This window comes from Pseudomonas shirazensis (genome assembly GCF_014268785.2).
Classification (GTDB): Bacteria; Pseudomonadota; Gammaproteobacteria; order Pseudomonadales; family Pseudomonadaceae; genus Aquipseudomonas; species Aquipseudomonas shirazensis.
Genome location: NZ_JABWRD020000001.1, coordinates 1,033,343 through 1,058,588, shown reverse-complemented (window position 1 = coordinate 1,058,588; position 25,246 = coordinate 1,033,343). Strand labels below are relative to the sequence as shown.

At 61.0% G+C, this 25,246-nt stretch carries 26 protein-coding genes; 16 read left to right on the top strand and 10 right to left on the bottom strand.

The genetic code is table 11. The annotated features are described in order from the left end of the window. Positions 1-104 precede the first annotated feature (104 nt). Positions 105-233, top strand: coding sequence for a PSPA7_2676 family Cys-rich small protein (locus HU736_RS21990; RefSeq protein WP_277989744.1), 129 nt, complete (start codon positions 105-107; stop codon positions 231-233). Between the two features lie 18 nt (positions 234-251). Then, positions 252-1,124, top strand: coding sequence for a non-homologous end joining protein Ku (gene ku / locus HU736_RS04575; RefSeq protein ID WP_186698090.1), 873 nt, complete (start codon positions 252-254; stop codon positions 1,122-1,124). A 41-nt stretch (positions 1,125-1,165) separates the two neighbouring features. Here the strand turns inward: ku and HU736_RS04570 are convergent, their stop codons facing one another. After that, entirely contained in the window at positions 1,166-1,414 is a 249-nt protein-coding gene (locus HU736_RS04570; protein ID WP_103437319.1) for a hypothetical protein, read from the bottom strand. After that, complete coding sequence (ligD, locus tag HU736_RS04565; protein WP_186698093.1) at positions 1,414-3,927, bottom strand: DNA ligase D; 2,514 nt, start codon at positions 3,925-3,927, stop codon at positions 1,414-1,416. Before ligD ends, HU736_RS04570 begins: the two co-directional genes overlap by 1 nt. Positions 3,928-4,115: 188 nt before the next feature. On the opposite strand from ligD, the gene HU736_RS04560 reads away from it, so the two are divergent. Together HU736_RS04560 and HU736_RS04555 are read left to right on the top strand one after the other, a co-directional pair. Beyond that, complete coding sequence (locus tag HU736_RS04560) at positions 4,116-4,598, top strand: phosphotransferase system, HPr-related protein (RefSeq protein WP_181106290.1); 483 nt, start codon at positions 4,116-4,118, stop codon at positions 4,596-4,598. After that, positions 4,595-4,825 (top strand): metallothionein, encoded by a 231-nt coding sequence (locus HU736_RS04555; protein WP_186698095.1) that lies wholly within the window; start codon positions 4,595-4,597, stop codon positions 4,823-4,825. Before HU736_RS04560 ends, HU736_RS04555 begins: the two co-directional genes overlap by 4 nt. Positions 4,826-4,916: 91 nt before the next feature. Here HU736_RS04555 and HU736_RS04550 read toward each other — a convergent pair whose 3' ends face one another. The 5 genes from HU736_RS04550 to HU736_RS04530 are packed head-to-tail and all read right to left on the bottom strand — an operon-like array spanning position 4,917 to position 9,253. Further along, entirely contained in the window at positions 4,917-5,345 is a 429-nt protein-coding gene (locus tag HU736_RS04550) for a hypothetical protein (protein ID WP_103437315.1), read from the bottom strand. Between the two features lie 50 nt (positions 5,346-5,395). After that, positions 5,396-6,355: a lysylphosphatidylglycerol synthase domain-containing protein gene (locus tag HU736_RS04545; RefSeq protein ID WP_186698097.1), complete on the bottom strand. Its 960-nt coding sequence runs from the start codon at positions 6,353-6,355 to the stop codon at positions 5,396-5,398. Further along, complete coding sequence (gene clsB, locus HU736_RS04540) at positions 6,355-7,557, bottom strand: cardiolipin synthase ClsB (RefSeq protein WP_186698099.1); 1,203 nt, start codon at positions 7,555-7,557, stop codon at positions 6,355-6,357. Before clsB ends, HU736_RS04545 begins: the two co-directional genes overlap by 1 nt. After that, positions 7,554-8,339 carry an endonuclease/exonuclease/phosphatase family protein gene (locus tag HU736_RS04535; protein ID WP_103437312.1) on the bottom strand — a complete coding sequence of 262 codons (786 nt, stop codon included), beginning with the start codon at positions 8,337-8,339 and terminating at the stop codon, positions 7,554-7,556. Before HU736_RS04535 ends, clsB begins: the two co-directional genes overlap by 4 nt. After that, positions 8,336-9,253, bottom strand: a complete 918-nt coding sequence (locus HU736_RS04530) for a DUF72 domain-containing protein (protein WP_186698101.1) — start codon at positions 9,251-9,253, stop codon at positions 8,336-8,338. Before HU736_RS04530 ends, HU736_RS04535 begins: the two co-directional genes overlap by 4 nt. Positions 9,254-9,439: 186 nt before the next feature. On the opposite strand from HU736_RS04530, the gene HU736_RS04525 reads away from it, so the two are divergent. The 4 genes from HU736_RS04525 (at position 9,440) to HU736_RS04510 (ending at position 12,271) form a co-directional block, all read left to right on the top strand. After that, on the top strand, positions 9,440-9,991 hold the full coding sequence (locus HU736_RS04525; protein ID WP_103437310.1) for an ATP-dependent Clp protease proteolytic subunit: 552 nt from the start codon (positions 9,440-9,442) through the stop codon (positions 9,989-9,991). A gap of 114 nt (positions 9,992-10,105) precedes the next feature. After that, a complete protein-coding gene (locus HU736_RS04520; protein ID WP_101319414.1) occupies positions 10,106-11,326 on the top strand; it encodes a zinc-dependent alcohol dehydrogenase in 1,221 nt (406 codons plus the stop codon). Between the two features lie 11 nt (positions 11,327-11,337). Further along, positions 11,338-11,877 carry a hypothetical protein gene (locus HU736_RS04515; RefSeq protein WP_186698103.1) on the top strand — a complete coding sequence of 180 codons (540 nt, stop codon included), beginning with the start codon at positions 11,338-11,340 and terminating at the stop codon, positions 11,875-11,877. A 115-nt stretch (positions 11,878-11,992) separates the two neighbouring features. Continuing rightward, positions 11,993-12,271 (top strand): DUF6555 family protein, encoded by a 279-nt coding sequence (locus HU736_RS04510; RefSeq protein WP_103437307.1) that lies wholly within the window; start codon positions 11,993-11,995, stop codon positions 12,269-12,271. 96 nt (positions 12,272-12,367) lie between these two features. On the opposite strand, the gene HU736_RS04505 is transcribed toward HU736_RS04510, so the two are convergent. From HU736_RS04505 to HU736_RS04495, 3 genes are all read right to left on the bottom strand, one after another. Further along, complete coding sequence (locus HU736_RS04505) at positions 12,368-12,535, bottom strand: hypothetical protein (RefSeq protein ID WP_181003859.1); 168 nt, start codon at positions 12,533-12,535, stop codon at positions 12,368-12,370. Between the two features lie 152 nt (positions 12,536-12,687). Beyond that, positions 12,688-13,989, bottom strand: coding sequence for an MFS transporter (locus HU736_RS04500; protein WP_103437306.1), 1,302 nt, complete (start codon positions 13,987-13,989; stop codon positions 12,688-12,690). Positions 13,990-14,055: 66 nt separating this feature from the next. Next, complete coding sequence (locus tag HU736_RS04495; RefSeq protein WP_186698106.1) at positions 14,056-15,369, bottom strand: L-fuconate dehydratase; 1,314 nt, start codon at positions 15,367-15,369, stop codon at positions 14,056-14,058. 100 nt (positions 15,370-15,469) lie between these two features. Here HU736_RS04495 and HU736_RS04490 point away from each other — a divergent pair, with 100 nt between their 5' ends. The 8 genes from HU736_RS04490 to HU736_RS21745 all read left to right on the top strand — a co-directional run bounded on the left by HU736_RS04490 (position 15,470) and on the right by HU736_RS21745 (position 24,800). Then, the gene (locus HU736_RS04490) at positions 15,470-16,420 is read left to right on the top strand and encodes a LysR family transcriptional regulator (protein ID WP_186698108.1); all 951 of its coding nucleotides are present in this window, start codon (positions 15,470-15,472) and stop codon (positions 16,418-16,420) included. 34 nt (positions 16,421-16,454) lie between these two features. Then, on the top strand, positions 16,455-17,423 hold the full coding sequence (locus tag HU736_RS04485) for a LysR family transcriptional regulator (RefSeq protein WP_186698111.1): 969 nt from the start codon (positions 16,455-16,457) through the stop codon (positions 17,421-17,423). A gap of 158 nt (positions 17,424-17,581) precedes the next feature. Continuing rightward, positions 17,582-19,123 carry a UxaA family hydrolase gene (locus HU736_RS04480; RefSeq protein ID WP_186698113.1) on the top strand — a complete coding sequence of 514 codons (1,542 nt, stop codon included), beginning with the start codon at positions 17,582-17,584 and terminating at the stop codon, positions 19,121-19,123. Positions 19,124-19,158: 35 nt separating this feature from the next. Further along, positions 19,159-20,751 (top strand): aldehyde dehydrogenase (NADP(+)), encoded by a 1,593-nt coding sequence (locus tag HU736_RS04475; protein WP_186698115.1) that lies wholly within the window; start codon positions 19,159-19,161, stop codon positions 20,749-20,751. 4 nt (positions 20,752-20,755) lie between these two features. After that, entirely contained in the window at positions 20,756-21,814 is a 1,059-nt protein-coding gene (locus tag HU736_RS04470; RefSeq protein WP_186698118.1) for an Ldh family oxidoreductase, read from the top strand. Between the two features lie 26 nt (positions 21,815-21,840). Then, on the top strand, positions 21,841-23,058 hold the full coding sequence (locus tag HU736_RS04465) for a fumarylacetoacetate hydrolase family protein (protein ID WP_186698120.1): 1,218 nt from the start codon (positions 21,841-21,843) through the stop codon (positions 23,056-23,058). Between the two features lie 92 nt (positions 23,059-23,150). Next, positions 23,151-24,461, top strand: a complete 1,311-nt coding sequence (locus tag HU736_RS04460; protein ID WP_186698122.1) for an MFS transporter — start codon at positions 23,151-23,153, stop codon at positions 24,459-24,461. Between the two features lie 129 nt (positions 24,462-24,590). Further along, positions 24,591-24,800 carry a hypothetical protein gene (locus HU736_RS21745; RefSeq protein ID WP_225912970.1) on the top strand — a complete coding sequence of 70 codons (210 nt, stop codon included), beginning with the start codon at positions 24,591-24,593 and terminating at the stop codon, positions 24,798-24,800. The last annotated feature ends 446 nt before the right edge of the window (positions 24,801-25,246 follow it).

Genomic DNA, 25,246 nt, shown 5'->3' with positions numbered 1-25,246 from the left:
AGAGCGCTTGAGCCAGGCCGTGCGGCATCCCGATCAAACCTTCATCTCGCCACGCAGTCATTTACATTAAGGGCCTGAAGTGGTTCAGGCCGTGGAGGTGGCTGATGAAGTTTTACTGCCTGCTGCGGGGCTGCCAATGGCGGACCCTGCTCAATCACCGACAAGCCGGGCTGGAATGCCAATGTTGCGAGCGCTGCGGTGCGCTGCGCTCATTCCAGCCTGGACAACCTTAGCAATTTCAGGAGCTGACCATGGCCCGGGCAATCTGGAAAGGCGCGATCAGTTTTGGCCTCGTGCACATCCCCGTTTCACTCAATACCGCCGTGCGTACCGAACGGGTCGATTTCGACTGGCTCGACAAACGCAGCATGGAGCCGGTGGGCTACAAGCGCATTAACAAGGTCACCGGCAAGGAAATCGACAAGGACAACATCGTCAAAGGCGTGGAATACCAGAAAGGCCAATATGTGGTGATCAGTGAAGACGAGATCCGCAAGGCGCGCCCTGAGGCCACCCAGACCATCGATATCTTCTCATTTGTCGAGGCCGGCGATATTCCCCTGCAGCACTTTGATACGCCGTACTACCTGAGCCCGGACAAGCGCGGTGGCAAGGTTTATGCGCTGCTGCGCGAAACCCTGGAAAGCACCGGCAAGGTGGCCTTGGCCACGGTGGTCTTGCATACCCGCCAGCACTTGGCGCTGTTGCGCCCGCTGGATGATGCACTGGTGATGATCACCCTGCGCTGGCCAGAAGAAGTGCGCGGCCTCGATACGCTGGAGCTGGACAAGAGCGTAACCGATATCAAGGTCGACAAGCGTGAACTGGACATGGCCAAGCGCCTGGTCGAAGACATGAGCGGGCCGTGGACGCCGGACGAATATCATGATGCGTTCCGGCAGACGATCATGGACCTGGTCGAAGAGAAGGCCAGCAAGGGCAAGATTGCCGTGGTGGAGAAGGCCGAGGGCGGCAAGGGCGAGAAAAGCGCAGATATTATCGACCTTACCGAGTTGCTCAAACGCAGCCTCGGGGGCAAGCCCGGTGCAGCCAAGAAGAAAGCGCCCGAGCCTGCCAAGACTACGCAAAAGAAACCCGCCAAGCGCACACGCAAAGCCTCCTGAGGCGTACCGACGAGGGGTTGCGCGGCAACCCCTTTGTACGGTCAGTGAGTCATTTCGGCCTGCAGGTTTTTCTTCCAGCCGCGCAGGTTCATCGCGCCCAGGCAGAACTGCAGTGCAATCAACGCCCAGGCCTCGATCGACCAGCCCCAGATCACCCACAACAGATTACTGCTGATAAAGCAGCAGAAACCCATCCGCCGCCGATGGGGTCGGCGTGAACCGATGCACCAGGCGGCAATTACGGTAAGCAGCATGGCCGGCCACTGCAGAAGGTCGATCCAGTCCACCATCACTTCAGCCCCATCTTTTTGCGCATGCCAGCGGTAATTGACTGGCGCGTCTTGGCCATATCGGCCCATGGATCTTCAACCTCAGCCAAACGCTCGTGCAGGTTATTGATCGTCCATTGGTTGGCACCCTTGAGCTCGGTCAGCTCCTCACGCCAGATCGGGACCGACACCGGCAGGCCTTCGCGTGCGCGCAGGCTGTAGGCGCACGCAGTGGTGGCGCCTTTGCCATTGCGCAGGTAGTCGATAAAGATCCGCCCGACGCGGTTCTTTGGCCCGGACACGGCGCTCAGGCGCTCGGGGAACAGCTTGGCCAGGTAATTGACCAAAGCATGGCTGAAGTCTTTGACCTCGTCCCATCCGGCGCGGCGGGTCAGCGGCACCACCACGTGGATGCCCTTGCCGCCGCTGGTCTTGAGAAATACTTTGAGACCAAGCTCATCGAGCAGGGTCAGGGTCAGCTGGGTGGCCTCCAGCATGGCTTTCCAAGGCAGCGCAGGATCAGGATCGAGGTCAAGCACGAAGCGGTCTGGCTTGTCGAAATCCTTGTCGGTGGCGTTCCAGGTGTGCAGCTCGAGCGTGTTCATCTGTACCGCGCCAAGCAAGGTCTCAGGCCTGTTGATGACCATGGCCGCCTGGCCAGCCTCGACCTTGTCGTAGCCAAGCACGCCGGGCAGGTGCAGCTGGCCGGCGTTTTTCTGGAAGAACAGTTCGCCTTCCAGCCCATCCGGTGCGCGTACCAGTGCCACTGGGCGGTCCTTGAGTTGCGGCATGAGCCATTCGGCGACCGAGGCATAGTACTCGGCGACCTGCCGCTTGGTGGCGCCGCTGCTGGCGTCGATCACCCGGTCGGGGTGAGTCAGGCGCAGTTCACCGAGGTTTTCTTCATCGCTGGATTTGTTAGAGGATTTTTTAGCAACGGCGGCTTCTGGCATTGCACGCTCCAGATCGATGGCCTTGGCCGGTTTGTCGTCACGCAGACCGTGGAAAACCGCATGGCGCACACTGCCGTCGCGGGTGACCTGTGCGTAGGCGATTTCGGCCAGCAGTTTCGGTTTGAGCCAATGCACGCCACGCGCATCTGCGCCTGTTGGAGGTTTGGCGAGCGCCGGCTTGGCGACTTCGAGAGGTTTCAGGCGTGCATGGATGCTGGCCAACGTCGTGGCAGTAAAGCCGGTGCCCACCTTGCCGGCATAGCGCAGCTCACCGCTGGGCTTGTCGTGCAGGGCCAGCAGCAAGGCGCCAAACCCGCTGCGGCTGCCTTTAGGATCGGTATAGCCGACGATCACGAACTCCTGGCGCAGCTGGCACTTGAGCTTGATCCAGTCATTGCTGCGTCGGCCTGAGTAGACGCTGTCGGCTCGCTTGCCGATCAGCCCTTCAAGTTCCAGCTTGCAGGCACTCTGCAGCAGCGATTCGACCGGCTCGTCGAAGTCGGCCGAGTACTTGAGGCAGTCCCGCTCATTGTGCTCAAGCAGCTGGCGCAACGCTTCACGGCGATCTTGCAGCGGCACCTGACGCAGGTCTTCGCCACCCAGGAACAGCAGGTCGAACAGGTAATAGGTAATCTGCTCGTCGTTCTGCGTATCGAAGGCATTCTGCAATGCCTGAAAGTCTGCAGCGCCCTGTTCGTTGGCCACCACCATTTCACCATCGAGCCAGGCTTGCTTTAGCTTGAGCGTGCGCAGCGCCTCGACCTGGTGGGGCATCTTCGCGCTCCAGTCGTGGCCATTGCGAGTAAACAGGCGTACATCATCGCCATCGATCCGGGCAAGGATACGGTAGCCGTCGAACTTGACCTCGTAGCGCCAGTCGCCGGCAGGCGCGGCATCGACAAGAGTGGCCAGCTGAGGCTGCAGTTTTTCAGGTAGCTCGGCTTTGGTTTTACTGGCGCTTCGCTTGGCAGCAGGCGTTGCTTTCTTGGCCGTTTTGGCGGGAGACTTTACTGCTTTGCGCGGCACCAGTGTGCGGTCACTGATCACGCTGTCAGGTAGAGCCTCGACGATGCTGTATTCGTCTTCACTACGCGCATCGCCGTCATGCGATTTGACCAGCATCCATTGTTCTTTCTTGCCTACCAGACGAGTACGAAACAGATTCCATACGCCTGAGAGTTTTTCGCCCTGCAGGCGGAAGCGCAGCTTGCCCTTGGCGTAGGCTGCGTGTACGTCACCTTCGGGCTCCCACACACCACGGTCCCAGACAATCACGTCGCCGGCGCCATAGTGGCCGTCGGGGATATTGCCTTCGAATTCGGCGTAATCCAGCGGATGGTCTTCGACATGTACAGCGAGCCTGCGCACTTTTGGGTCCAGTGAAGGGCCTTTGGGAATTGCCCAGCTTTTCAGGGTGCCGTCCAGTTCCAGGCGGAAATCGTAGTGCAGGTGGCTGGCATCGTGTTTCTGGATGCAGTACTGCAATGCCTGTGGCTTTTTGCTGCGGCGTGGCTTGCCGGCGGGTTCGGGGGTGGCGTTGAAATCGCGTTTGCGTTGATATTCCTGCAGGGGTTCGCTCATCTCGGGCTCCTGTTCAAATCCCAGGCTCTATGAACTTGGGAGGCGAGGGCGGCGCAGGGAGTTCCATCTGTGACGGGCGGGGGGATATCAACGGCTGCGAGGATTTGGTCTGCACCTGATAAACAAATTTGAGTCATCTGCGAACCGGGGTGGTCGACTTTATGAACCCACCTGATGGAGAGCAGCACATGGCTCAGCCTAACGACCCGAAAACCCGCACGCCTGCCGAGATCGACGACATTCAGGATCGGATGGGCAGTGTGCACGAGCTGGACTTCAGCGACCGCGACGATGAGCGCCAGGGCCGGGCCGGCGACGAACGCTCACTGGCTGAAGTCGAACATGACTTCCCGCCAGAGCGTGTGGCCGAGAGCGGCATGACCGGTGGCGAGGCTCTGACCGAGAGCCTGCACGAAGACAACGTGACCTTGGACGACCTGAGCCCAGACACTTTGTTCGATCAGACCGGCGCTCGCGACCCGCACGAGCCAGGTGATGGTGGAGACCCGGCCGACCAGGTCTTGCGCGAAGTAGACGTCGAGGAAATCGGCGGCGGATTTGGCCTCGACGAAGCAGAGCTGGCGCGCTCAGCGCCGCTAGATGGCGAGCCATGGACCGATGAGGTCTCACCTGTAGACGATGAAGCATCCAACCGGAGCCGCGAATCATGACCGAACTACGCTGTGCATGCCTTGACTGCGCTTGCACGATAAATGCCAATACCCTCCTGCAAGACGGCAAGGGCTACTGCTGCGAAGCCTGCGCCAGCGGTCACCGCAATGGCGAGCCTTGCCGCATGGGCGACTGCAAATGCGGCGAGACTGCGCAACCGAATGAAAGCAGTGTCGACAACGCCCTTGATGAGACTTTCCCGGCCAGCGATCCCATCTCGCCCTGAGCCGTCCTGAAATCGGCCCCGGTGTGGCTCGAGGCTGCTGCAGGTTGAGCAGCTTCGAGCCAGGCCGGGGCCGACCTGTGTCGGACCACTTCTAGTGGGTCTGCCAGATACCGTTGCTGCGGTCGCAATCCGTGCGCGCCTGGCCCAGGCTTGGCGTGTCGTAGTAGTAAGTGATCACCCGGGCGTCCTTGCCGATCGCTGGCCGCGTGGCGGGTTCATCGCGGCCCATCGACTTGGGATTGGCCAGGGTTTCCTGGGTCAACTGGGCAATACAGCTACCGACACTGCCTTCGGCGCATTTCGCGACCTTGCGCTTGTCGGTGCTGAGCATCTCCTTGCTCTCGTTGCTGCACGACCAGTTGATGGCCTCGGCGGGCATGTTGCTGTAGCTGTAGCAGGTGTGGCCTTCAACAGGCTTGACTGCGTCGCTGGAGGAGCGGGTCACGACGTCGCAGGCCTCAGCCAGCACGTGACTGCTTGCCAGGCATGCACCGAGTAAAAGCAAGGCACGGATACACATGGTTTGTCTCCCGGGCCTTGGCCTTTACGGTCGGCCGCTTTTGTTGATGCTCAGGTTTTGTGCAATTGCGCCTTGTCCTGCTGGCGCAGGGCCTTGGCGCGTTTCTCCAGAATCAGATAAGCGATCACCGCCAGCACCAGCGGTATCAGGTAGTACAGGGTGCGATAACCGAGTAGCCCGGCGACCAGGCTGCCCTGGCTGAGCTGGCCTTGCAGCAGGGCCAGGAACACCGTTTCCAGCACACCGAGCCCGGCCGGGATGTGCGCCACCACGCCCGCTACACAACTGATCAGCAATACACCGAGAATGGACGGATAGAACACATCACCCGGCAGCAGCCAATAGATCAGCACTGCCATCAGCGCCCAGTTGCTGGCGCCCAAGGCAACCTGACACAGCGCCAGGCGTAGGGAGGGCAGGGTGATCTCGTGCTTGCGGATATGCCAGGTGCGCCGTTTGGCGTAACCGCAGGCCAGCACGTAGCCGACCGATACGGCGATCATCAGCACACCGATGAGTTGCAGCCCGGTGGCACCCACCGACCAGCTCTCAGGCAGCTTGACCAGGCGCATGGCAAACACGCTACCGGCCAGCAGCATGTAGCCCATCCAGTTGGTCAACAGACCCAAGGTGAGGATGCGCGTGATGGTGGCGTTATCCAGGCCCAGACGGCCGTACAGGCGGTAGCGCAGGGCGACCCCGCCGACCCAGGTGGTGAAGTTGAGGTTGAACGCATAGCAGACGAAGGCCACCGGCAGTACCTGCCGGGCAGGCAGCTTGTGGCCGGTGTAGGCGCGCCCGAGCAGATCGTAGCTGGCGAACACCAGATAACTGCAAAGAGCCAGGCCGAGGCCGACGATCAACGTGCCAGGCTTGTAGGCCAGCAGCGACTGACGGACTTCATTCCAGTCGAGGTTGCGCGCCAGGTAGTACAGCAATACCGGGATCATCAACATGAACAGCAGGGTGAACAGGCGCTTGCCCCAGGTGAGCCAGGTTTTCCGTTCCATCAGGTATTGCCCTCACGCAGTCCACCTTGGGTACTGACTTCAGGTTGCAGCGATTTCAGCCGTTGCCGATGGGCTGGCAGCACGCCGGCAATCCGCGGGAAGTATCGGGTCAGGTGGAAGCCGGCAAAAATCAATGGCGCTCGCCACCAGTAGCCACGAATCATCCGCTCAAGGGTGACGGTCTTGCAGTGATTGCCGGCCAGTTGGCTGAGGTGCTCGTACAGTTGCTGGTTAAACGCACGATCCTTGATCAGCAGGTTGGCTTCCAGATTGAACGCAAGGCTTAGCGGGTCGAGGTTGCTCGAGCCGACTGTCGACCATTCGTCATCGACCAGGGCAACCTTGCCGTGCAATGGGCGCTGGCAGTATTCGTGAATCTGTACGTTGTCGCGTAGCAGGTAGTTGTAGAGCAGTCGCGACAGCGCGCGCACCCAACGCATGTCTGGTTGCCCTTGCAGAATGAGCGTTACCTCGATGCCACGGCGAGAGGCATTGCGTAGCTCGCGCAGCAGCCTGTAGCCCGGGAAGAAATACGCATTGGCGATGATGATGCGCTTGCGCGCACCGCGTATGGCCTGCAGATACTGCTCTTCGATATCGTTGCGGTGCTTGCGGTTGTCACGCTCGACCAGCACGGCGCGCACCGACCCAGCCGGCTTGGTCACCGGTTTGACCCGCTTGGGTCCGGCCAGCACCGGCTTCATCAGCCTGATACTCGAAGCGTGCACCTGGGCGACCACGGGACCGGTGACTTCCACCGCGTAATCCTGCTTGGCCATCGGCCCGAAGTCGCCCAGGTGATCGGCGCTGTAATTGATCCCGCCAATGAACGCCCGCTCAGCGTCGATCACCACGATCTTGCGGTGCAGGCGATGGAACAGGTTGGTACGCATGCCAGCCACTTTCGGCTGCGGATCGAAGGCGTGGAAGCGCACACCCGCTTCGGTCATCGCTGCGATGAACGCATCCGGCAGCTCGGCGGTGCCGTAGCCGTCAGCCACCAGTTCGACACGCACGCCGCGCTGGGCAGCTTCGATCAGCACCCGCTGCAGCTGCTGGCCAACCTTGTCATCGAAGATGATGAACGTCTCAAGCAGGATTTCCTCCTGCGCTTCGCCCATTGCCTCGAAGACACGGGGGTAAAACTCCTCGCCATTGATCAGCAACTGCACAGTGTTGCCTTCAGTCCAGGATAACGTCATAGGCTGATCTCCGCGGCCAGGGGGGCATGGTCGGACAGATGCGACCATGGGTATTTGGATAGAACCTGCGCCGAGCGCGGCAGGGCATTGCGTAGGTAGATGCGGTCCAGCCGCAGCAGCGGCAGGCGGGCCGGGAAGCTGCGCGCAGGCATGCCGAAGCGGTCGCCAAAGGCCTCGACCAGGTGCTCGCTGAGAACGCTGTCGGCCTTGAGGCGCCAGTCGTTGAAGTCGCCGGCGACGATCACCGGTGCCTTGGCCGGCAAGCTGTCGAGCAATTCCAGCAACAGCTGCACCTGGCGTTGCCGGTGAGCCTCACGCAGGCCTAGATGAACACACACCGCGTGCACCTGATCATGGCCAGGCACCTGCAGGCGGCAGTGGAGCAGGCCGCGCTCTTCATTACCGTCGATCGAGACGTCCAGATTACGGTGCTCGATGATGGGGAATTTGGAAAGCAACGCGTTGCCGTGGTCGCCATGGGGGTACACCGCGTTGCGCCCGTAGGCGAACTGCGACCACATGCTGTCGGCAAGAAACTCGTATTGCGGCGTGGTTGGCCAGGTCGGATGGCGCTCGGCATGTTGCAGATGAGTGCCATGTACTTCTTGCAGAAACACCAGATCGGCGCCGGTGCTGCGTACCGCTTCGCGCAGCTCGGGCAAGATGAAGCGCCGATTGAAGAAGGTAAAACCTTTGTGCACGTTGATCGTCAGCACGTTAATGCCATGCACGGCAGTAACGCTGCCTACGCTGCAGCGCGCTTCGTGTAGCGGTTGGTTCATAGATCCACCTGCGGTTCGACGCCAGGCTCGGTGACCAGTTCGCCATCGAGCTTGAGCTTGGATAACAGACGCCGTGCGTCATAAGGGGCATGGACTTTCTGGTCGTTGTCGAAGTAGCAGTAGACGTCGCGCTGGGAGCGCTTGCGCGGTGCGCCGGGCACCACCAGATGGGCGTCTTCCGCCTGGCCACCTTGGCTCCAGGCTTCGATGCGCTGGCGCCAGCGGCGCAGGGCGCGTGCGGTATAGCCGCTGCTGTAGAGCTCGACATCGCCATGCAGGCGCATATAGACAAAATCTGCGGTCACGTCTTCGACATAGGGCCATTTGCCGGCACTGTCGGCGACCACCAGAGCAATGTTGTGTTTGCGAAGCAGTTTGATGAATGCGGCGCAGAGGAAGCTCTCGTGACGGATCTCGATGGCGTGGCGCAAGGGGGCATTACCGGTGATGGCGGTCGCGCCATTGCCGCGCAGGCGTTCGGCGCACTGCTCGGCACAGCGGCAGGCGGCCCGGCGATCGCGAGGGAGCTGCTCGAAGAAATCCTTGAAGCGTTCTTCATCGAACTTCATCGTGGCCGGGAACTGCCACAGCATCGGACCAAGCTTGTCACCCAGCATCAGTGGACCGGAGGCGAAGAAATTCGCCAACGGCTCTTCGATATCCTTGAGCCGGCGGGTATGAGTGATATAGCGCGGGGCCTTGATCGAGAAGATGAAGTCGTCTGGTGTTTCATCGCGCCATTGCGCATATCGTGCTGGGGTTTGCAGCGCGTAGAAAGAGCCGTTGATTTCAATGCTGTTGACTGCTCGTGACGCAAACGCGAGCTCATCCTTCTGGCGCAGGCCTTCCGGGTAGAAGTCCTTGCGCCAGGGGCCATAACGCCATCCGGATATGCCGATGCGAATGTCGCTCACGGTGGAGTCCTTGTGCAGAATCAGTCTTTAACTGCGACCTCTGCGTGAGCGTCAGGGTTCAGCGTGGGTTGACCAGTGGGCGCCCTGTTACGCAGCGCCACCAGCAATTTTGAACTTTGCCTGGCTTGAAGATTCCACCTTGATATATGCACCGGCATCCAAGGCCCACCACCTCAGGAGGCACGCATGGCCCGTCACATCATTCACTTCACCGGCCCGATCACTTCTTCGACCTGCGGTAACCTGATCAACACCTGTTCGCGAGCCCTCAACCAAGGCGCGCAAACACTTCAGTTGAACATCGCCACCATGGGCGGCGACTGCAGTTACGGTTTCACGCTGTACAACTTCCTGCGCTCGTTGCCGGTACTGGTCCATACGCACAATCTCGGCACGGTCGAATCGATGGGCAATATCCTGTTTCTGGCGGGTGAACAGCGCACGGCCTGTCGCATGAGCAAGTTCCTCTTTCACCCATTCCACTGGACGCTGCACGGCTCAGTCGATCACGCACGTATGTCCGAGTACGCCATGAGCCTTGATTACGACTTGCAGTTCTACGCGCAAATAGTCGCGGAGCGCACGGCTGGCGCTGAGCAACCATTGGATACAGAGCACTATTTGTTGGCCAAACCACGCATCTTGAATGCTGAGGAGGCAATTGCGGGTGGCCTGATCCACACTATCGATGAGCTGCCGATCAGTATCGATTCGGTTCAATGGAGCGTTCACGCCTGAAATCTTACAGGGCGGTATTTGGCGCCGCTGGTCAGTCGCAGCGAATGTTGATGGAGCCGATCCCATTTGGGCCGGCTCGTAACTACTGAGCAGCTGCACTTGGAGGCGACAAATATGCGCGCATTGACCTTTCACGGCGCTGGAGATGTCCGGGTTGATACTGTTGCTGACCCTGGCATTCAAGAGAAGGACGACATTCTGCTGCGAGTAACCGCCACTGCCATCTGTGGCTCCGATCTGCACCTGTATCACGGCAGGATACCTGCGCTCGAAGAGGGCGATATTCTCGGTCATGAGTTCATGGGGATTGTTGAAGACGTTGGCAGCGAAGTCACCGCGGTTCAGCGTGGAGATCGTGTTGTCATCCCGTTCGTGATTGCCTGTGGCAGCTGCTTCTTTTGCCAAAATGACCTGTTTGCCGCTTGTGAGACGACCAATACCGGACGCGGGGCGATCCTCAATAAGAAGTTGATCCCCTCCGGTGCGGCGTTGTTTGGCTATAGCCACCTGTATGGCGGCATTCCCGGCGGCCAGGCCGAGTATGTACGGGTGCCGAAGGCCAATGTCGGTCCGTTCAAGGTGCCAGGCACGCTGAGCGATGACAAAGTCCTGTTCCTGTCAGACATTCTGCCCACCGCCTGGCAGGCTGTGACCAATGCAGGAGTTGGCCAGGGTTCTTCTCTGGCTATTTATGGGGCAGGTCCGGTAGGACTGCTGAGTGCTGCGTGCGCACGCATGCTCGGGGTCGAGCAGATTTTCATGGTTGATAAGCATGCTTATCGGCTGGACTACGCCAAGCGCGCCTACGGCGTGATTCCGATCGATTTTGATCATGACGACGACCCTGCTGACACCATCATTCGCCAGACCGCAGGCATGCGCGGCGTTGACGCGGCCATTGATGCAGTGGGTTTTGAGGCCAAGGGCAGTACTGCGGAATCGGTACTGACTGCGCTGAAGCTTGAAGGGAGCAACGGCAAGGCGCTGCGCCAGTGCATGGCAGCAGTGCGCCGTGGTGGCGTAGTCAGTGTGCCCGGCGTATATGCCGGCTTCATCCATGGCTTCTTGTTCGGTGATGCATTCGACAAAGGCCTGACCTTCAAGATGGGCCAAACCCACGTACAACGTTTCCTGCCTGAACTGCTCGAACATATCGAAGCAGGACGGCTCAATCCCGAAGCAATCATCACCCATCGCCTCAGCCTGGAAGATGCCGTGCGCGGCTATGAGATGTTCGACGAACAGCAAGAACGCTGCCGCAAGGTCGTATTGACCCCAGGTGTTGCCACAGACCCGGTAACCAATGGGCGGCTTGGACCCGCTGCGAGCAGCTGAGAGGAGTAGTAATGACGGAACGTATCATCACATCGGTCACCAGCGAGGATCTTGCTCCGCCGCCGCAGGGGGTGACATTCGAAACCCCCCGCGAGCGGTTGGAGTTCTACCGCCGAGAAATCCAGTTCGAGACCACGATTCTTGCCAACCGCACAGATGCTTATCTGTCGGCACAGTCTTTTCTGGTAATTGCCTATGCGTCCTGCATGGCCAACGGCAATCCCAGCTGGGGCAGGCTTTTCACGCTGGTTGTGCCTGCGTTTTTGGCATTGCTGGGCATCATCAGCTCACTCAATGCGTGGCCTGGAATTCGCGCCTCGTACGGCATCATCGACCACTGGCATTTCAAGCAAAGTCACCTGTTACACAACGAGCCAAGCATGGGTTTTGCGTACGATGATTGGCCGTTGTTCAGCGAGTCTGAGTCAACCCATCGTGGTTACCGCAAATCGCTGCTGTTTTCGATCCGTACGCCGTGGTTGTTTCTGATTTTCTGGGTCTTGCTGGGTGGATTCGGCCTGCTGCTGCAGCTCGACCCTGCCGGTGCCTGAACGCGCGCGGGGGCGCCGCAAGCCGTTGATGTGCATTGTTCGACAAAAATTTGAATCTTCGTGATCGCACCGGTTCCACTAGTTGTCATCCATGGAGAAGAGGAGGCCCCCTGCGATGCCTACCCCAGAGCTTTATATCGTCGATTACAAGCTGCACGGTGAAACGCGCAGCTTCATCATCCGGCTGGATCGGATGGATAACGCCGAGGCTTGGCACTGGGCTAGTTGTGACGCCGGTATTGGCATTATTCCCAAGTTTGGTCGTGAAAAAATTCGCAAGGTCAGCAGGCCCATGGCCGAACGATACGGGATCAGTGAAGTGAGCTGGAGGCCATCGGGTAGCAAACCTACCTCCAGTGCCGGTGCCAACCAGTCGATGCTGCCTACTGCCTGAACAAGCGGTAGGCAGCAGTTACTGCCGGGCTGTGTGAACAAAGCCGCTCCTGATTGGGAGCGGCTTTGTTTTGTCTGCTGGAAGTATACGGCCAGGTCAGGCGCCTGATTCAGGATCACTGGCGGGGACGCCAGGGCGCTCGTCCGGGTCAGTCAGGTTAGGGTCAGCATCTGGGTCGTCTGCTTGCCCATCGGGGCGGTCCGGGACCAATTCTGGCCAATCGTCTTCAACACTACCGCCACCCATCATCAGTTGCTCGCGCATGATCATTCCCTCGGCTGAATGAAAAAAGGCCCGCCAGCAGGCAGGCCAAGCACAGGAGTGAGGGGTGACGCCGTTGCACCACCCTCAGTAGTTATGAGCGCTGTGGGCGGGTAGCAGTCGTTTGCAAAGGGAGGTTCCCCGACCAATGGCGGTTACTGCTCCTGACCCTGGCGCAAGCGCATGCTGAGCAGCGCAGCCAGAACCAGCATCGAAGCAATGATCCACAAGCCATTACGGGTGCTGCCGGTTGCTTGCTCGATCAAGCCCATCACAGATGGGCCGACAAAGCCCCCGAGCAAACCGCAGGTCGTGACGAATGCCAGCCCGGCAGCCAGCGCATTGCCGCTCAAGCGACTGGAGGGGAAGACGAAGATGACCGACTGCACCACGAACAGCATCAATGCTGTCAACGAGAACCCGATCAGGCCAATGAACGAGTTGGCTACCGAAGCCAGCAGCAGCCCGGCGGCCATGGTCAGCAGGCCGAAGAACAGCAGCGTGCGGCAACGGTTTGGTGAAGTGGCCAGGCGTGGCAGGGTTGCCGCGCCAATTGCAGCAGCGATCCACGGCACCGACGTGAGCAGGCCAATCTGCAAGGGCGACAGTGCGCCGTAAGTGCCGATTATCCCAGGCAGGAAGAAGATCACGGTGTAGATAGTGATCTGATGCACAAAGTACACGGCGATCGCCAACCAGATCTGCTTGTCGCGAAACATCTGCGACAGCTTGCTCTGCTGCGGTGCAGCGGCACGTTCAGCCGCCAGCCGGCGCTCGATGTCCTGCGCATCAGCGGGCGATAACCACGGTGCCGAACTCGGCCCATCGGGCAGCTTTTTCCAGACGACATACGCCAGCGCTACGGCGGGCAAGCCTTCAAGCACGAACAACCACTGCCAACCATGCCAGCCGAGCACGCCGTCCATTTCCAGCAAGGCACCGCCCAGCGGCCCGCTGAGGATATTGGCCAGGCACACACCGAGCAGGAAGTAGCCCGTGGCGCGGGCGCGTTGCTCACGGTCGAACCAGTAGGTCAAGTAGAGCATGACGCCGGGAAACAGTCCCGCCTCGGCGACGCCCAGCAGCAGGCGCATGACGTAGAACGAAGTCTCCCCCTCGACGAAAGCCATGCCGGCAGACAGCAGGCCCCAGGTGATCATGATGCGTGTAATCCAGAAGCGCGCGCCGACCCGTTGCATGATCAGGTTGCTCGGCACCTCGGCCAAGGCGTAGGTCAGGAAGAACAGACCCGCGCCCAGCCCATACGCAGCAGCCGACAAGCCGAGGTCAACGCCCATGCTGGCCTTGGCCAGGGCGATGTTGGTGCGGTCGAGAAAACTCATTACATAGACGATGACCAGCAGTGGCATCAGTTTGCGCAGAAGCAGGCTGTTCAGGCGCTGATCAGCCGCAACAGCAGGCGCGGCGGCCGCTGTCGGTTGCGTGAGGATTGTCATTGTTTTTTCCCCGAAAGCTATGAGTAACAGCGCGCCGCGGTGGTGCGTCGCGCTGCGGTAGGTCAATCAACCACGCTGGATGTCCAGCCAGACTGCGCCGTCGGGATACTGGTAACGCTCCAGGGTCTCGGCGTGCATTTCAATGCTGTAGCCCGGGCGCTGCGGCGGCATGTAGCGGCCGCGGCGGATCACCACGGGGTCGATGAAGTGTTCATGCAGATGGTCGACGTACTCCAGCACCCGGTTGTGCAGCGAGGCGGAAACGGCGATGTAGTCGAACAGGGCAATGTTCTGCACATACTCGCACAGGCCGACACCGCCGCCGTGCGGGCACACCGGTACGTCGTACTTGGCAGCCATCAGCAGCACGATCAGTACCTCGTTGAGGCCGCCCAGGCGTGCGGCATCGAGCTGACAGAAGTCCAGCGCGCCGGCCTGGAACATCTGCTTGAACATCACCCGGTTGTGGCAATGCTCGCCGGTGGCGACGCCAATCGGCGCGATGCGCTGGCGGATCGTTGCATGGCCAAGAATGTCATCGGGGCTGGTCGGCTCTTCGATCCACAGCGGGGCAAAGGCTGCCAGCCGGCGCATGTTGCTGACAGACTCCTCGACCCCCCAGACCTGGTTGGCGTCCATCATCAAGGTTCGCTCCCAGCCGAGCTCGTCACGCAGGATGCTGGCGCGGCGAATGTCTTCTTCCAGGTCGGCGCCGATCTTCTGCTTGATATGGGTCCAGCCGTCCTCGACCGCTTCACGTGCCAGGCGGCGCATCTTCTCTTCGCTGTAGCCGAGCCAGCCGGGCGCGGTGGTGTAGCCGGGGTAACCTTCGCGAAGCATCTGCGCCTCGCGTTGGGCCTTGCCCGGCACCTGGCGGCGGAGCAGGGCGATGGCTTCTTCCGGGGTGAGCACGTCGGTGACGTAGCTGAAGTCCAGGCACGCGACCAGTTGCTCGGGGCTCATGTCGGCCAGCAGCTTCCACACTGGCTTGCCTTCATGCTTTGCCCACAAGTCCCACACGGCGTTGACGATGGCGGCAGTGGCCAGGTGGATGACGCCTTTTTCCGGGCCGAGCCAGCGCAGTTGGCTGTCACCCACGGTGAAGCGGTGCCAGAAACCACCCATGTCTGCAGTGATCTCTTCCAGGGTCTGGCCGACGATCAGCGGCGCCAACGACTGCACCGCAGCGGCGCAGATCTCGTTGCCGCGGCCAATGGTGAAGGTCAAGCCATGGCCTTCGAGCTCGCCGGCATCGGTGTGCAGCACGACGTAGGCGGCTGAGTAGTCAGGCGCGCTGTTCATGGCATCGGAGCCGTCCAGTGACAGCGAAGTCGGAAAGCGAATGTCGCGAACGCTTAGATGGGTAATGCGTATGCTCATGGCGGTCTCTTGTTCTGGGTTACCTCTGGAGACCTGACTGTAGGTTGCTGAGCGATACAGGCATAATCGCCAATTCCTAACTATGGATATCAGAATTGATATGCCTCAGACCCCAGCAGACACCTCGCAGGCGCCGCGCAGTCTTGGCCCGCTGAAGATCTCCAGCCGTCAGATAACCCTGCTCAACGCCTTGGGCGAGTTCGGCAACCTGCGCCGCGCTGCTGTGGCCATGCACACCACCCAGCCTGCTGCGAGCCTGCTGCTGCAACAGCTCGAGGAGCGCCTTGAAGTGCGCTTGTTCGAGCGCCTGCCGCGTGGCATGCAGCCAACCCTGTACGGCGAGGTGATGATTCGCTACGCGCAAAGTGCGCTGCACGAGTTCGAGCACGCCCAGGCGCAGATAGCCGAGCTTGCGCGTGGCGCCGCCGGGCTGGTGCGGGTAGGCAGCGTAATGGGGCCGGTGCCGGGCTTGCTGACCAAGGCCGTGCTGGCCTACAAGCGCGACCACCCCAAGGTGCGCATCTCGCTTGAAGTGGGTACCAGCGATACCTTGCTGCCGGCGTTGCTGCGCGGTGACTTCGACCTTGTGGTAGGGCGCTTGCCGGATCAGAGCGACAGCCAGGACCTCAACATCGAGTTGTTCGAAGGCGGTGAACAGATGCGCGTGATCGCCCGCGCTGGCCACCCAATGGCTGCAGCGAGCACATTGCAGCTGGCTGATCTGGTCGCGTTGACGTGGATCCTGCACCCGATCGGCAGCCCGATGCGGCGGCGGGTCGAGAGTGCGCTGCAGGCCGGGGGGATGGTGCAATCGCTGGACATCGTCGAGACTGCCTCGATTCTGGCGACCACCGCCATGCTGGAGGCTTCCGACATGATCGCCGTGGTGCCAAACGATGTCGCCGCGCATTACGCCCAGTACGGGATGGTCTCGATCCTGCCGGTGGAGCTGCCGATCAGCCTGGCCAACCTGGGTTTGCTGACGCTGCGTTCACGGCCGCGCTCGGTGGCACTGGAAACGTTGCTGCAGTACCTGCGAGCCCCACAATAGCCATGTTTGTCTACCTGCCTGAGGCCGTTTTCTGATGCCGTCCGACATCATCCACTCCAGCTTTTGCAACTGGCTGCGCTTCAAGCACCTGGTGCTGATCGACAGCCTGGCCCGTACCCGCAACATGCACGCCACCGCCAACCTGATGAACCTGAGCCAGCCAGCGTTGAGCAAGATGCTGCGCGATCTCGAGGAGCAGTTTGGCTTTGCTCTGTTCGAGCGTCTGCCGCGCAGCATGCCGCCGACCGAGCTTGGCGAATACGTGGTCAAGTACGCCCAGGGCGCATTGGCCGAGTCGCAGCAGTTTGTCGACCAGCTCAACCGCCTGCGCAAGGGCGGCCATGGGTTTATCCGGGTGGGCGGGATTTTTGCCTCGACGCCGCGGGTGCTGCCGCAGGCCATCGCTGCGATCAAAGCACGTAGCCCGTTGCTGTCGATCGAGGTGGTGGAGCATTCCAGTGACCACCTGCTGACGATGCTCGAGCAGAACAAGCTCGACATCATGATCGGCCGTTTCACCGAGGAGCGCTTCAGCCAGGTGTTCGACTTTCAGCCGCTGGAACCTGAACCGTTTGCCTTGGTGGTCAACAGCAGTCACCCGCTTAATCAGCTGGCCAGCACGCCGCTCGAGGCGCTCGCGGACTGGCCGTGGGTGCTGTACCCGCTGGGTACGCCGTTGCGCGGGCGGCTGGAGCAGGCCTTCAAGGTGGCCGGCATTGCCACACCCGCCGATAGCGTTGAAACCATCTCAATGCCGATGTTCCTGCAACTGCTGCAGTCGGCACCGATGATCGCCATGCTGCCGCGCTCGATGGTTGCCGCGCAGCTGAGCAGCGGCCTGTTCAAGGAGCTGCAGAGCCCGCTGCATCTATCGCCGCTGGAGTACGGCGTGATCACCCGCAAGGATCAGCCGCCAACCGGCTCTGCGCGGGAGTTCATCGATATCCTGCTGGAGTTTGCCCAGCAGCGGCGCATGGAGGAGGGCAGCGGTAGCGATTTCTAAACGGGGGTCGATTTGACGCATTGATAACCCCCGGTTATCGGCTGATCGGTTCATCTCATTGGGAATTATCGGTAAGGCTTCATACAGTGGTGGCAGATTCGCCCAGCAGCAAACGGGCGACGCCATAACAAGAAGTCAGCCGTACCCTGAGAGGTCCCATGGAACTGATTGCCCGCTGCGCCGACCCTGCGGTCATCCGCCTCAACCCGCTGGACAACGTCCTGATTGCACGCCAGGCGCTGCCTGAAGGCCTTGAGCTGGACGGCGAAGCGATCACCGTGCGCCAACCCATCCCGTCGGGGCACAAAGTTGCTACCGAGCGTTTGGAGCAGGGCCAGCCACTGCGCCGTTACGGCCAGATTATCGGTTTCGCCTCGCAAACCATCGAACCTGGCGATCACGTCCATGTGCACAACGTGCAGATGGGTGACTTCTCCCGCGACTATGCCTTTGGCGTCGATACACGCAGCCTAGCTGCTACTGAAGCAGTGTTTCAGGGGATTGTGCGCGGCGACGGCCGCGTCGCCACACGCAACTACATTGGCATCCTTACCTCGGTGAATTGCTCGGCAACCGTCGCCCGGGCAGTGGCTGATCATTTCCGCCGCGATATCCACCCCGAGGCACTCGCCGACTACCCGAATATTGACGGCGTGGTCGCCCTGACCCACGGTGCCGGTTGCGCAGTGGACCCCAGTGGCGAAGCGCTGGGTCTGTTGCGCCGTACCTTGGCAGGCTATGCGATACATCCCAATTTCGCCGCTGTGCTGATCATCGGTCTGGGCTGTGAAACCAACCAGATCGAGAGTCTGCTGGAAACCCAGGGCCTGAAAGCCAGCGAGCAACTGCGCACCTTTACTATCCAGGGCATTGGCGGCACCTCAAAGACCATCGCCGCCGGCATCGAGCAGGTCAAGACGCTGCTGGCCGACGCCAACCGAGTCAAACGTGAGCCGGTCAGCGCTCGGCACCTCGTGGTTGGCCTGCAATGCGGCGGCTCCGATGGTTACTCGGGGATCACCGCCAACCCGGCACTGGGCAATGCAGTTGACCGCCTGGTCGCGGCAGGCGGCACCGCAATCCTGTCGGAAACACCGGAGATCTATGGCGCCGAGCACCTGCTGACGCGCCGGGCGGTGAGCCGTGAGGTCGGCGAGAAACTGATCGCACGCATTCATTGGTGGGAAGACTACTGCCAGCGCATGAACGCCGAGCTCAACAACAACCCTTCGGCGGGTAACAAAGCCGGGGGCCTGACCACCATTCTGGAGAAATCCCTCGGAGCGGTGGCCAAGGCCGGCTCGAGCAATCTGGTCGACGTCTATCAATACGCCGAGGCGGTGCGCGCTCAAGGCCTGGTGTTCATGGATACTCCAGGTTATGACCCCGTCTCCGCCACCGGCCAGGTCGCAGGCGGCGCCAACCTGATTGCCTTCACCACCGGCCGGGGCTCGGCCTACGGCTGCGCGCCCGCGCCGTCGATCAAGCTGGCCACCAACAGCCGGGTGTTCGAGCACCAGGAAGAGGACATGGACGTCAACTGCGGCGGCATCGCCGATGGCTCCACCAGTATCGAAGAACGTGGTGCCTACATCTTTCAACAGATGCTGCGCATCGCCTCGGGTGAGCGCAGCAAGAGCGAACAGCACGGCTATGGGCAGAACGAGTTCGTGCCCTGGCAGATCGGTGCCGTGACCTGACTGACAGCCCCCTTCATCTTTCGAGGCAATTTTTTATGCACGTTAACGGATTCAACTTCATCGGCGGCCAGCGCAGCGCACTTGGCGACACCCTGGTCTACAGCATCGACGCCCATACCGGCGAGCAGCTAGCGGGCGGCTTTCATCAAGCGACCTTGACCGAGGTCGACAACGCCGTGGCGGCGGCCAGTGCTGCGTTCCCAACGTTTCGCAATTTGCCGGCAGTGCGCCGCGCAGAGTTTCTTGAGGCGATCGCCGACGAGCTCGATACCCTCGGTGAAGACTTCGTCAACCTGACCTGCCAGGAAACCGCGCTGCCCAGCGCGCGAATCCAAGGCGAACGGGGTCGCACCAGCGGCCAGATGCGTCTGTTTGCCAAGGTCCTGCGCCGTGGCGATTTCTATGGCGCTCGTATTGATCAAGCGCTGCCAGCGCGCACGCCGTTGCCACGCCCCGACCTGCGTCAATACCGCATCGGCGTTGGCCCGGTGGCCGTGTTCGGTGCCAGCAACTTCCCGCTGGCGTTCTCCACCGCGGGAGGCGATACCGCTGCGGCATTGGCCGCCGGCTGCCCGGTCGTGTTCAAAGCCCACAGCGGCCATATGGCTACCGCCGAGCGCGTTGCCGAAGCGTTGATCCGCGCCGCCGAGCGCACTGGCATGCCGGCGGGCGTGTTCAACATGATCTTCGGCAGCGGCGTGGGGGAAGCGCTGGTCAAGCACCCGGGCATCCAGGCGGTGGGCTTTACCGGTTCGCTCAAAGGCGGGCGGGCGTTGTGCGATATGGCGGCAGCGCGGCCGCAGCCGATCCCGGTATTTGCCGAGATGTCGAGCATAAACCCGGTGCTGGCACTGCCGAAGGCTCTGGCAAGTCGCGGTGCCCAGCTAGCCAAGGACCTGACCGCATCGGTTGTACAGGGCTGCGGTCAATTCTGCACCAATCCCGGCCTGGTGCTGGGCATTCGCTCGCCGGACTTCACCGCTTTTATCGAGCAATTGCGCGGGCACATGGCTGATCAGCCGGCGCAAACCATGCTCAATCCCGGCACCCTGCGCAGCTACGACAAAGGCCTGCAGACGTTGCTCGCGCACCCTGGTATCGAGCACCTGAGCGGTGCCCGGCAACAGGGCAATCAGGCCCAGCCGCAGCTGTTCGAGGCAGATGTCAGCCTGCTGCTGGAACAGGACGAGCTGCTGCAGGAAGAGGTGTTTGGTCCGTGCACTGTGGTGGTTCGGGTCGATGATGCCGAGCAACTCCTGCAAGCCGTGAACGCTCTGCGCGGCCAGCTGACAGCAACGTTGCTGGCGGATGAGCAAGACCTGGCTGACCACGGCTCGCTGCTTGGCGCACTGGAAGTGAAGGTCGGCCGAGTGTTGCTCAACGGCTATCCGACCGGCGTCGAGGTGTGCGATGCGATGGTGCATGGCGGCCCGTATCCGGCGACCTCCGATGCCCGTGGCACCTCGGTTGGCACCCTGGCCATCGACCGCTTCCTGCGCCCGGTGTGTTACCAGAACATCCCTGACGCCATGCTGCCGCCGGCCTTGCAGAACGCCAACCCGCTGGGCATTCAGCGCCTGGTGGATGGTCAGCCGAGCTCGGCAGCGCTCAACCAAACCGGGAGCTGAGCGTATGAGCGAAGCCATCCGCTATGAAGTGAACGCGCTCAGCACGTTTGTCGAGCGCCTGTTTGAAAATGCCGGCGCCGACGCGGAGGTCGCCCAAGTGGTAACCCGAGTGCTGCTCGAAGGCGAGTTGCTCGGCCATCGCACCCATGGCCTGAATCTGGTCAGCCGCTACATTGGCGGCATGTTGAGTGGCCAGGTCAAGGCTCAGGCGGCAGCGCTGGAGCAGGTCTCCGACAGCGGTGTTGCCAGCCTGTTCGACGGCAACTATGTACTCGGCCCGTACTGCGTCAGCCGTGCGTTGGACTGTGCGGCCAGCGGGGCCAGCGCGCAGGGCATCGGCATCGCCGTGGTCCGCCGCGCTGCGCATATTGGCTGCCTGGCGGCCTACCTGAAGCCATACACCGACCGTGGCTTGGTCGCGCTGGTGTATTCCTCAGATCCCTCTGTGGGGTTGGTCTGCGCCCATGGCGGCGTTGACCCGATCTACACACCGAACCCGATTGCTGCCGGTATCCCTACCCGCGGCGAACCGATCCTGCTGGATGTGAGCATGTCCACCGTGACCATGGCCATGGTCAGCCAATGCCGGGATAACGGCAGCAAACTGGCGCACCCGGTGCTGATGAGCAACGCAGGCAAGGCGAGTGATGACCCTGCGGACTTCTTCACCAGCCCGCAGGGCAGCATCTTGCCGCTGGGTGGCCAGGGCTTCGGCCACAAGGGCTTCGCTCTGGCGATTCTGGTCGAAGCGCTGACCTCGGGCCTGGCCGGCCATGGCCGCAAGGACTGCCCTGATCAATGGGGCGCGTCGGCCACTGCGGTAGTAATTGATCCGCGCTTCTTTGGCGGCCTACAGGCGTTTACAGACGAAACCAGCTTCCTCGGCCAACTGATCCTCGCCAGCCGCCCAGTAGATCCGGAGCGCCCGGTGCGCCTGCCTGGGCAAGCCGGCCTGGCCCTGCGCAGCAAGGCCTTGGCCCAGGGCGTAAGCCTGGCGCCGACTCTGGTCGCAGACCTCAACCAGCTCGCCGCCCAATTGCAAGTGGCCGCGCTTGGTCACTGATAGACAACTACAAAAAAGGTAGAGACATGACAGATCAATCGAACAGCAAGCCGTCGTTGCCGTTGAGCCACGATGCCGCCGTTTGTAACAGTGGCAGCTGGGTAGGGCGGGTATGGCTGCCCGAGCAAGGCCCGGCAGTAGTATTGGTGAAGGAGGGCGCAGTGCATGACATCAGCGCCCACGTCGCCACGGTTTCGGCGCTGCTCGAAGTCGCTGACCCGGTGGCTTATCTGCGCTCGCTGCCGTTGGCCGATGCGCTGACCGAGCTGCCGGCGCTGCTTGCCAACAGCGATCCGCGCCAACGTGACATCAGCAAACCCTGGCTGCTGGCACCGATTGATCTGCAGGCCGTCAAAGCTGCCGGCGTGACCTTTGCCGCCAGCCTGCTGGAACGTGTGGTCGAGGAGCAAGCCAAGGGCGACCCGGCCAAGGCTGATGCGATCCGCGACACGCTGGCCAGCCGGATCGGTGCCGACCTGTCACAGATCGTTCCAGGTTCGGCCCAGGCCGAGGCGTTGCGCGCCGTGCTGGTGGAGCAGGGCTTGTGGTCGCAGTATCTGGAGGTCGGCATCGGCCCGGATGCCGAAGTCTTCACCAAGGCCCAGCCGCTGTCGGCAGTCGGGCACGGCGCCGACATCGGCATCCATCCCAAATCAAGCTGGAATAACCCGGAACCGGAAGTGGTACTGGCAGTGTCCAGCGACGGCAGCATCAAGGGCGCCATGCTTGGTAACGACGTCAACCTGCGTGACTTCGAAGGGCGCAGTGCCTTGCTGCTGTCCAAAGCCAAGGACAACAACGCCTCGACCTCGCTGGGCCCGCTGCTGCGTCTGTTCGACGAAGGTTTCAGCCTCGACGACGTGCGTAACGCCGAAGTCGACCTGCGGGTTGAAGGGGAGGAGGGCTTCATCCTCTCGGGCCGCAGCTCGATGCAGCAGATCAGCCGCGACCCGCTCGACCTGGTGCAGCAGACCCTCAACGAAAATCACCAGTACCCGGACGGCCTGGTGCTGTTTCTCGGCACCCTGTTCGCCCCCAAGCAAGACCGCGACCAACCGGGCAATGGCTTTACTCACAAGCCTGGCGACGTAGTCACCATCAGCAGCGCACAGCTGGGTGCCTTGAGCAATCGGGTGACCACCAGCGACCAGGCGCCGCACTGGAACTTCGGCCTGCGCTCGCTGATTGACAGCCTCAGCCGCCGCGGCCTGCTCGACGCGGCAGTGACCGCGCGGCAACCCTGATCCAACCGTAACCGACCATGGATGAACGCGACAGCAATGACGGATCGCCTAGGCGCTGAACGCGCTGCAACAATAATAATAAAGGCCACGCAATGAACAAACTGAAGAAGTACCAGAGCATCACGGTGGTGTTCCTGCTGTTGATCGGTATCGTCAACTACCTGGACCGCAGTGCGCTGTCGATCGCCAACACCTCGATCCAGAAAGACATGATGATCAGCCCCTCACAGATGGGCATCCTGCTGTCGGCGTTCTCCATTGCCTATGCCTTCGCCCAGTTACCGATGGGCATGATCATCGACCGCCTGGGCAGCAAGATCGCCCTTGGCGCATCGTTGCTGGCCTGGTCGGTCGCCCAGACTACCTTCGGCCTGGTCAACAGCTTCGCCGGCTTCATGGGCCTGCGCGTGCTGCTGGGGATCGGCGAAGCGCCGATGTTCCCGTCGGCAGCCAAGGCGCTGTCGGAATGGTTCGATGCCAACGAACGCGGAACACCTACCGGCATCGTCTGGTCGTCGACCTGCCTCGGGCCTTGCCTGGCACCTCCATTGTTGACGCTGTTGATGGTCAACTACGGCTGGCGCGGCATGTTCATCATCACTGGGTTGCTGGGCGTAGTGCTGGCGGTGTGCTGGCTGACCTTCTACAAAAGCAAGGCGCAGTACCTGGCCGAGCTGGCGGCCGAAGGCAAAGCGCTGCCCAGCGAGTACGTGGCACCTGCCGCCGCCCCGCAAGCACCCAAGGTGTCGTACTTTGCCGGCTGGCTCGACCTGTTCAAGCATCGCAGCACTTGGGGCGCCGTGCTGGGTTTCATGGGCGTGATCTACATGCTCTGGCTGCACCTGACCTGGCTACCCGGTTACTTTGAGCGCGAGCATGGCCTGGACTTATACAAGACTGCCTGGGTGGTGTCGTTGGCCTATGGCTTTGGTGCGGTAGGGACCATCGTCGCCGGCCGCTTCTGTGATCGGCTGGTGAAGCGGGGCATGAGCATTCTCGGTAGCCGCAAGTTCAGCGTGATCACCGGCCTGGTGCTGGCAGCGCTGTTTACCTTGCCGCTGTCGTACGTCACCGGGCTTACCGGGTGTGTGATTCTGCTGTGCCTGGCGTTATTCAGCATTAACATGGCCAGTGCCACGGCGTGGATGATCGTCAACACCATCGTCGACAGCCCGCGGGTGGCCTCGTTTGGTTCGATCCAGAACTTTGGAGGGTATATTGCCGGGTCGGTCGCGCCGATCGTTACGGGCTTTAGTATTCAGTACTCGGGGTCGTTCAATACGGCGTTCATGATCAGCGCAGTGGTGGCGTTGTGTTCGGCGGTGGCGTACTTCCTGCTGCTTAAGGCGCCGATTGGTGGGTCGGTGGTCAAGGACGAGGTGCTGCGGGAGGTGACGCAGTGAAAGGCGTACAGGCCTGGTGAAAGGAAAGGACTATATATAACTAAACTAAATGACTATTTAGCGTAGCTATTCTTTTGAGTCATATAATAAGGGCAGGGTAGCTCACCTGGTGGGCTACCTTCAGCTGGCATGACCCTCAAGAGCACCCTTTCAATGAGTCACTTTCCTGGCTGGATGCTTGAAAGCACCCATAGATACCTCAAAGCCTCTGAGCTTTTGGACGCCCAAAATCTCTCCAGCGTTGCCATGGTCAACGCAGAGATCGGCCTGGAAATACTGTTGAAAAGCTTTATTTCCGTGCCAGATCAGCATCAAGGTACGGCCGGTGAAACCTACTAGCTCGACGTCGATGCACTCAAAACGGCTCATCAGTAGGCTGCAGACAATCGGCAAGATTCCACCCAAACAGAAGCGTGACGCTCACGATTTGCTTACGCTGTTTCACGCTATGCCTGGAGCGATTCGCGAGAGCCTGGCCCTGAACAGTCAGGAACACTCATTCGAACGGTATCGCTATTTGTTCACCAGCAGCCGGTATCAGTACGAGTGGGCCAGCTGGGATTTTTCCGATCCAGTATTGATGAGGTTGCTGCGGTGGGCGTTGGCCAGCGTGAATGGCTATTACAAGGAGCGAGGCTCGCGAGTTTCGTTCGTGTTGGGTTACATCGCGGAGGTCCAAGCTCGATCTGCAGCGCAGTGATCAAGACAGAATGCAGGCTTCAAATCTGGCCAACCAATGCCCCGGCAGCTCAATACGAATATACGCATAATGTATATTATGTTAA

What these genes read in the sequence shown, in the direction of transcription:
- HU736_RS04485 (WP_186698111.1), top strand. Translation starts at nt 16,455, where the DNA reads ATGCCGTCCGACATCATCCACTCCAGCTTTTGCAACTGGCTGCGCTTC.
- HU736_RS04570 (WP_103437319.1), bottom strand. Translation starts at nt 1,414, where the DNA reads ATGGTGGACTGGATCGACCTTCTGCAGTGGCCGGCCATGCTGCTTACC.
- HU736_RS04525 (WP_103437310.1), top strand. Translation starts at nt 9,440, where the DNA reads ATGGCCCGTCACATCATTCACTTCACCGGCCCGATCACTTCTTCGACC.
- HU736_RS04490 (WP_186698108.1), top strand. Translation starts at nt 15,470, where the DNA reads ATGCCTCAGACCCCAGCAGACACCTCGCAGGCGCCGCGCAGTCTTGGC.
- HU736_RS04475 (WP_186698115.1), top strand. Translation starts at nt 19,159, where the DNA reads ATGCACGTTAACGGATTCAACTTCATCGGCGGCCAGCGCAGCGCACTT.
- HU736_RS21990 (WP_277989744.1), top strand. Translation starts at nt 105, where the DNA reads ATGAAGTTTTACTGCCTGCTGCGGGGCTGCCAATGGCGGACCCTGCTC.
- HU736_RS04505 (WP_181003859.1), bottom strand. Translation starts at nt 12,535, where the DNA reads ATGCGCGAGCAACTGATGATGGGTGGCGGTAGTGTTGAAGACGATTGG.
- HU736_RS04515 (WP_186698103.1), top strand. Translation starts at nt 11,338, where the DNA reads ATGACGGAACGTATCATCACATCGGTCACCAGCGAGGATCTTGCTCCG.
- ligD (WP_186698093.1), bottom strand. Translation starts at nt 3,927, where the DNA reads ATGAGCGAACCCCTGCAGGAATATCAACGCAAACGCGATTTCAACGCC.
- HU736_RS04495 (WP_186698106.1), bottom strand. Translation starts at nt 15,369, where the DNA reads ATGAGCATACGCATTACCCATCTAAGCGTTCGCGACATTCGCTTTCCG.
- HU736_RS04460 (WP_186698122.1), top strand. Translation starts at nt 23,151, where the DNA reads ATGAACAAACTGAAGAAGTACCAGAGCATCACGGTGGTGTTCCTGCTG.
- HU736_RS04535 (WP_103437312.1), bottom strand. Translation starts at nt 8,339, where the DNA reads ATGAACCAACCGCTACACGAAGCGCGCTGCAGCGTAGGCAGCGTTACT.
- HU736_RS04560 (WP_181106290.1), top strand. Translation starts at nt 4,116, where the DNA reads ATGGCTCAGCCTAACGACCCGAAAACCCGCACGCCTGCCGAGATCGAC.
- HU736_RS04470 (WP_186698118.1), top strand. Translation starts at nt 20,756, where the DNA reads ATGAGCGAAGCCATCCGCTATGAAGTGAACGCGCTCAGCACGTTTGTC.
- clsB (WP_186698099.1), bottom strand. Translation starts at nt 7,557, where the DNA reads ATGACGTTATCCTGGACTGAAGGCAACACTGTGCAGTTGCTGATCAAT.
- HU736_RS04520 (WP_101319414.1), top strand. Translation starts at nt 10,106, where the DNA reads ATGCGCGCATTGACCTTTCACGGCGCTGGAGATGTCCGGGTTGATACT.
- HU736_RS04500 (WP_103437306.1), bottom strand. Translation starts at nt 13,989, where the DNA reads ATGACAATCCTCACGCAACCGACAGCGGCCGCCGCGCCTGCTGTTGCG.
- HU736_RS04480 (WP_186698113.1), top strand. Translation starts at nt 17,582, where the DNA reads ATGGAACTGATTGCCCGCTGCGCCGACCCTGCGGTCATCCGCCTCAAC.
- HU736_RS04465 (WP_186698120.1), top strand. Translation starts at nt 21,841, where the DNA reads ATGACAGATCAATCGAACAGCAAGCCGTCGTTGCCGTTGAGCCACGAT.
- HU736_RS04510 (WP_103437307.1), top strand. Translation starts at nt 11,993, where the DNA reads ATGCCTACCCCAGAGCTTTATATCGTCGATTACAAGCTGCACGGTGAA.
- HU736_RS04555 (WP_186698095.1), top strand. Translation starts at nt 4,595, where the DNA reads ATGACCGAACTACGCTGTGCATGCCTTGACTGCGCTTGCACGATAAAT.
- HU736_RS21745 (WP_225912970.1), top strand. Translation starts at nt 24,591, where the DNA reads ATGACCCTCAAGAGCACCCTTTCAATGAGTCACTTTCCTGGCTGGATG.
- ku (WP_186698090.1), top strand. Translation starts at nt 252, where the DNA reads ATGGCCCGGGCAATCTGGAAAGGCGCGATCAGTTTTGGCCTCGTGCAC.
- HU736_RS04545 (WP_186698097.1), bottom strand. Translation starts at nt 6,355, where the DNA reads ATGGAACGGAAAACCTGGCTCACCTGGGGCAAGCGCCTGTTCACCCTG.
- HU736_RS04550 (WP_103437315.1), bottom strand. Translation starts at nt 5,345, where the DNA reads ATGTGTATCCGTGCCTTGCTTTTACTCGGTGCATGCCTGGCAAGCAGT.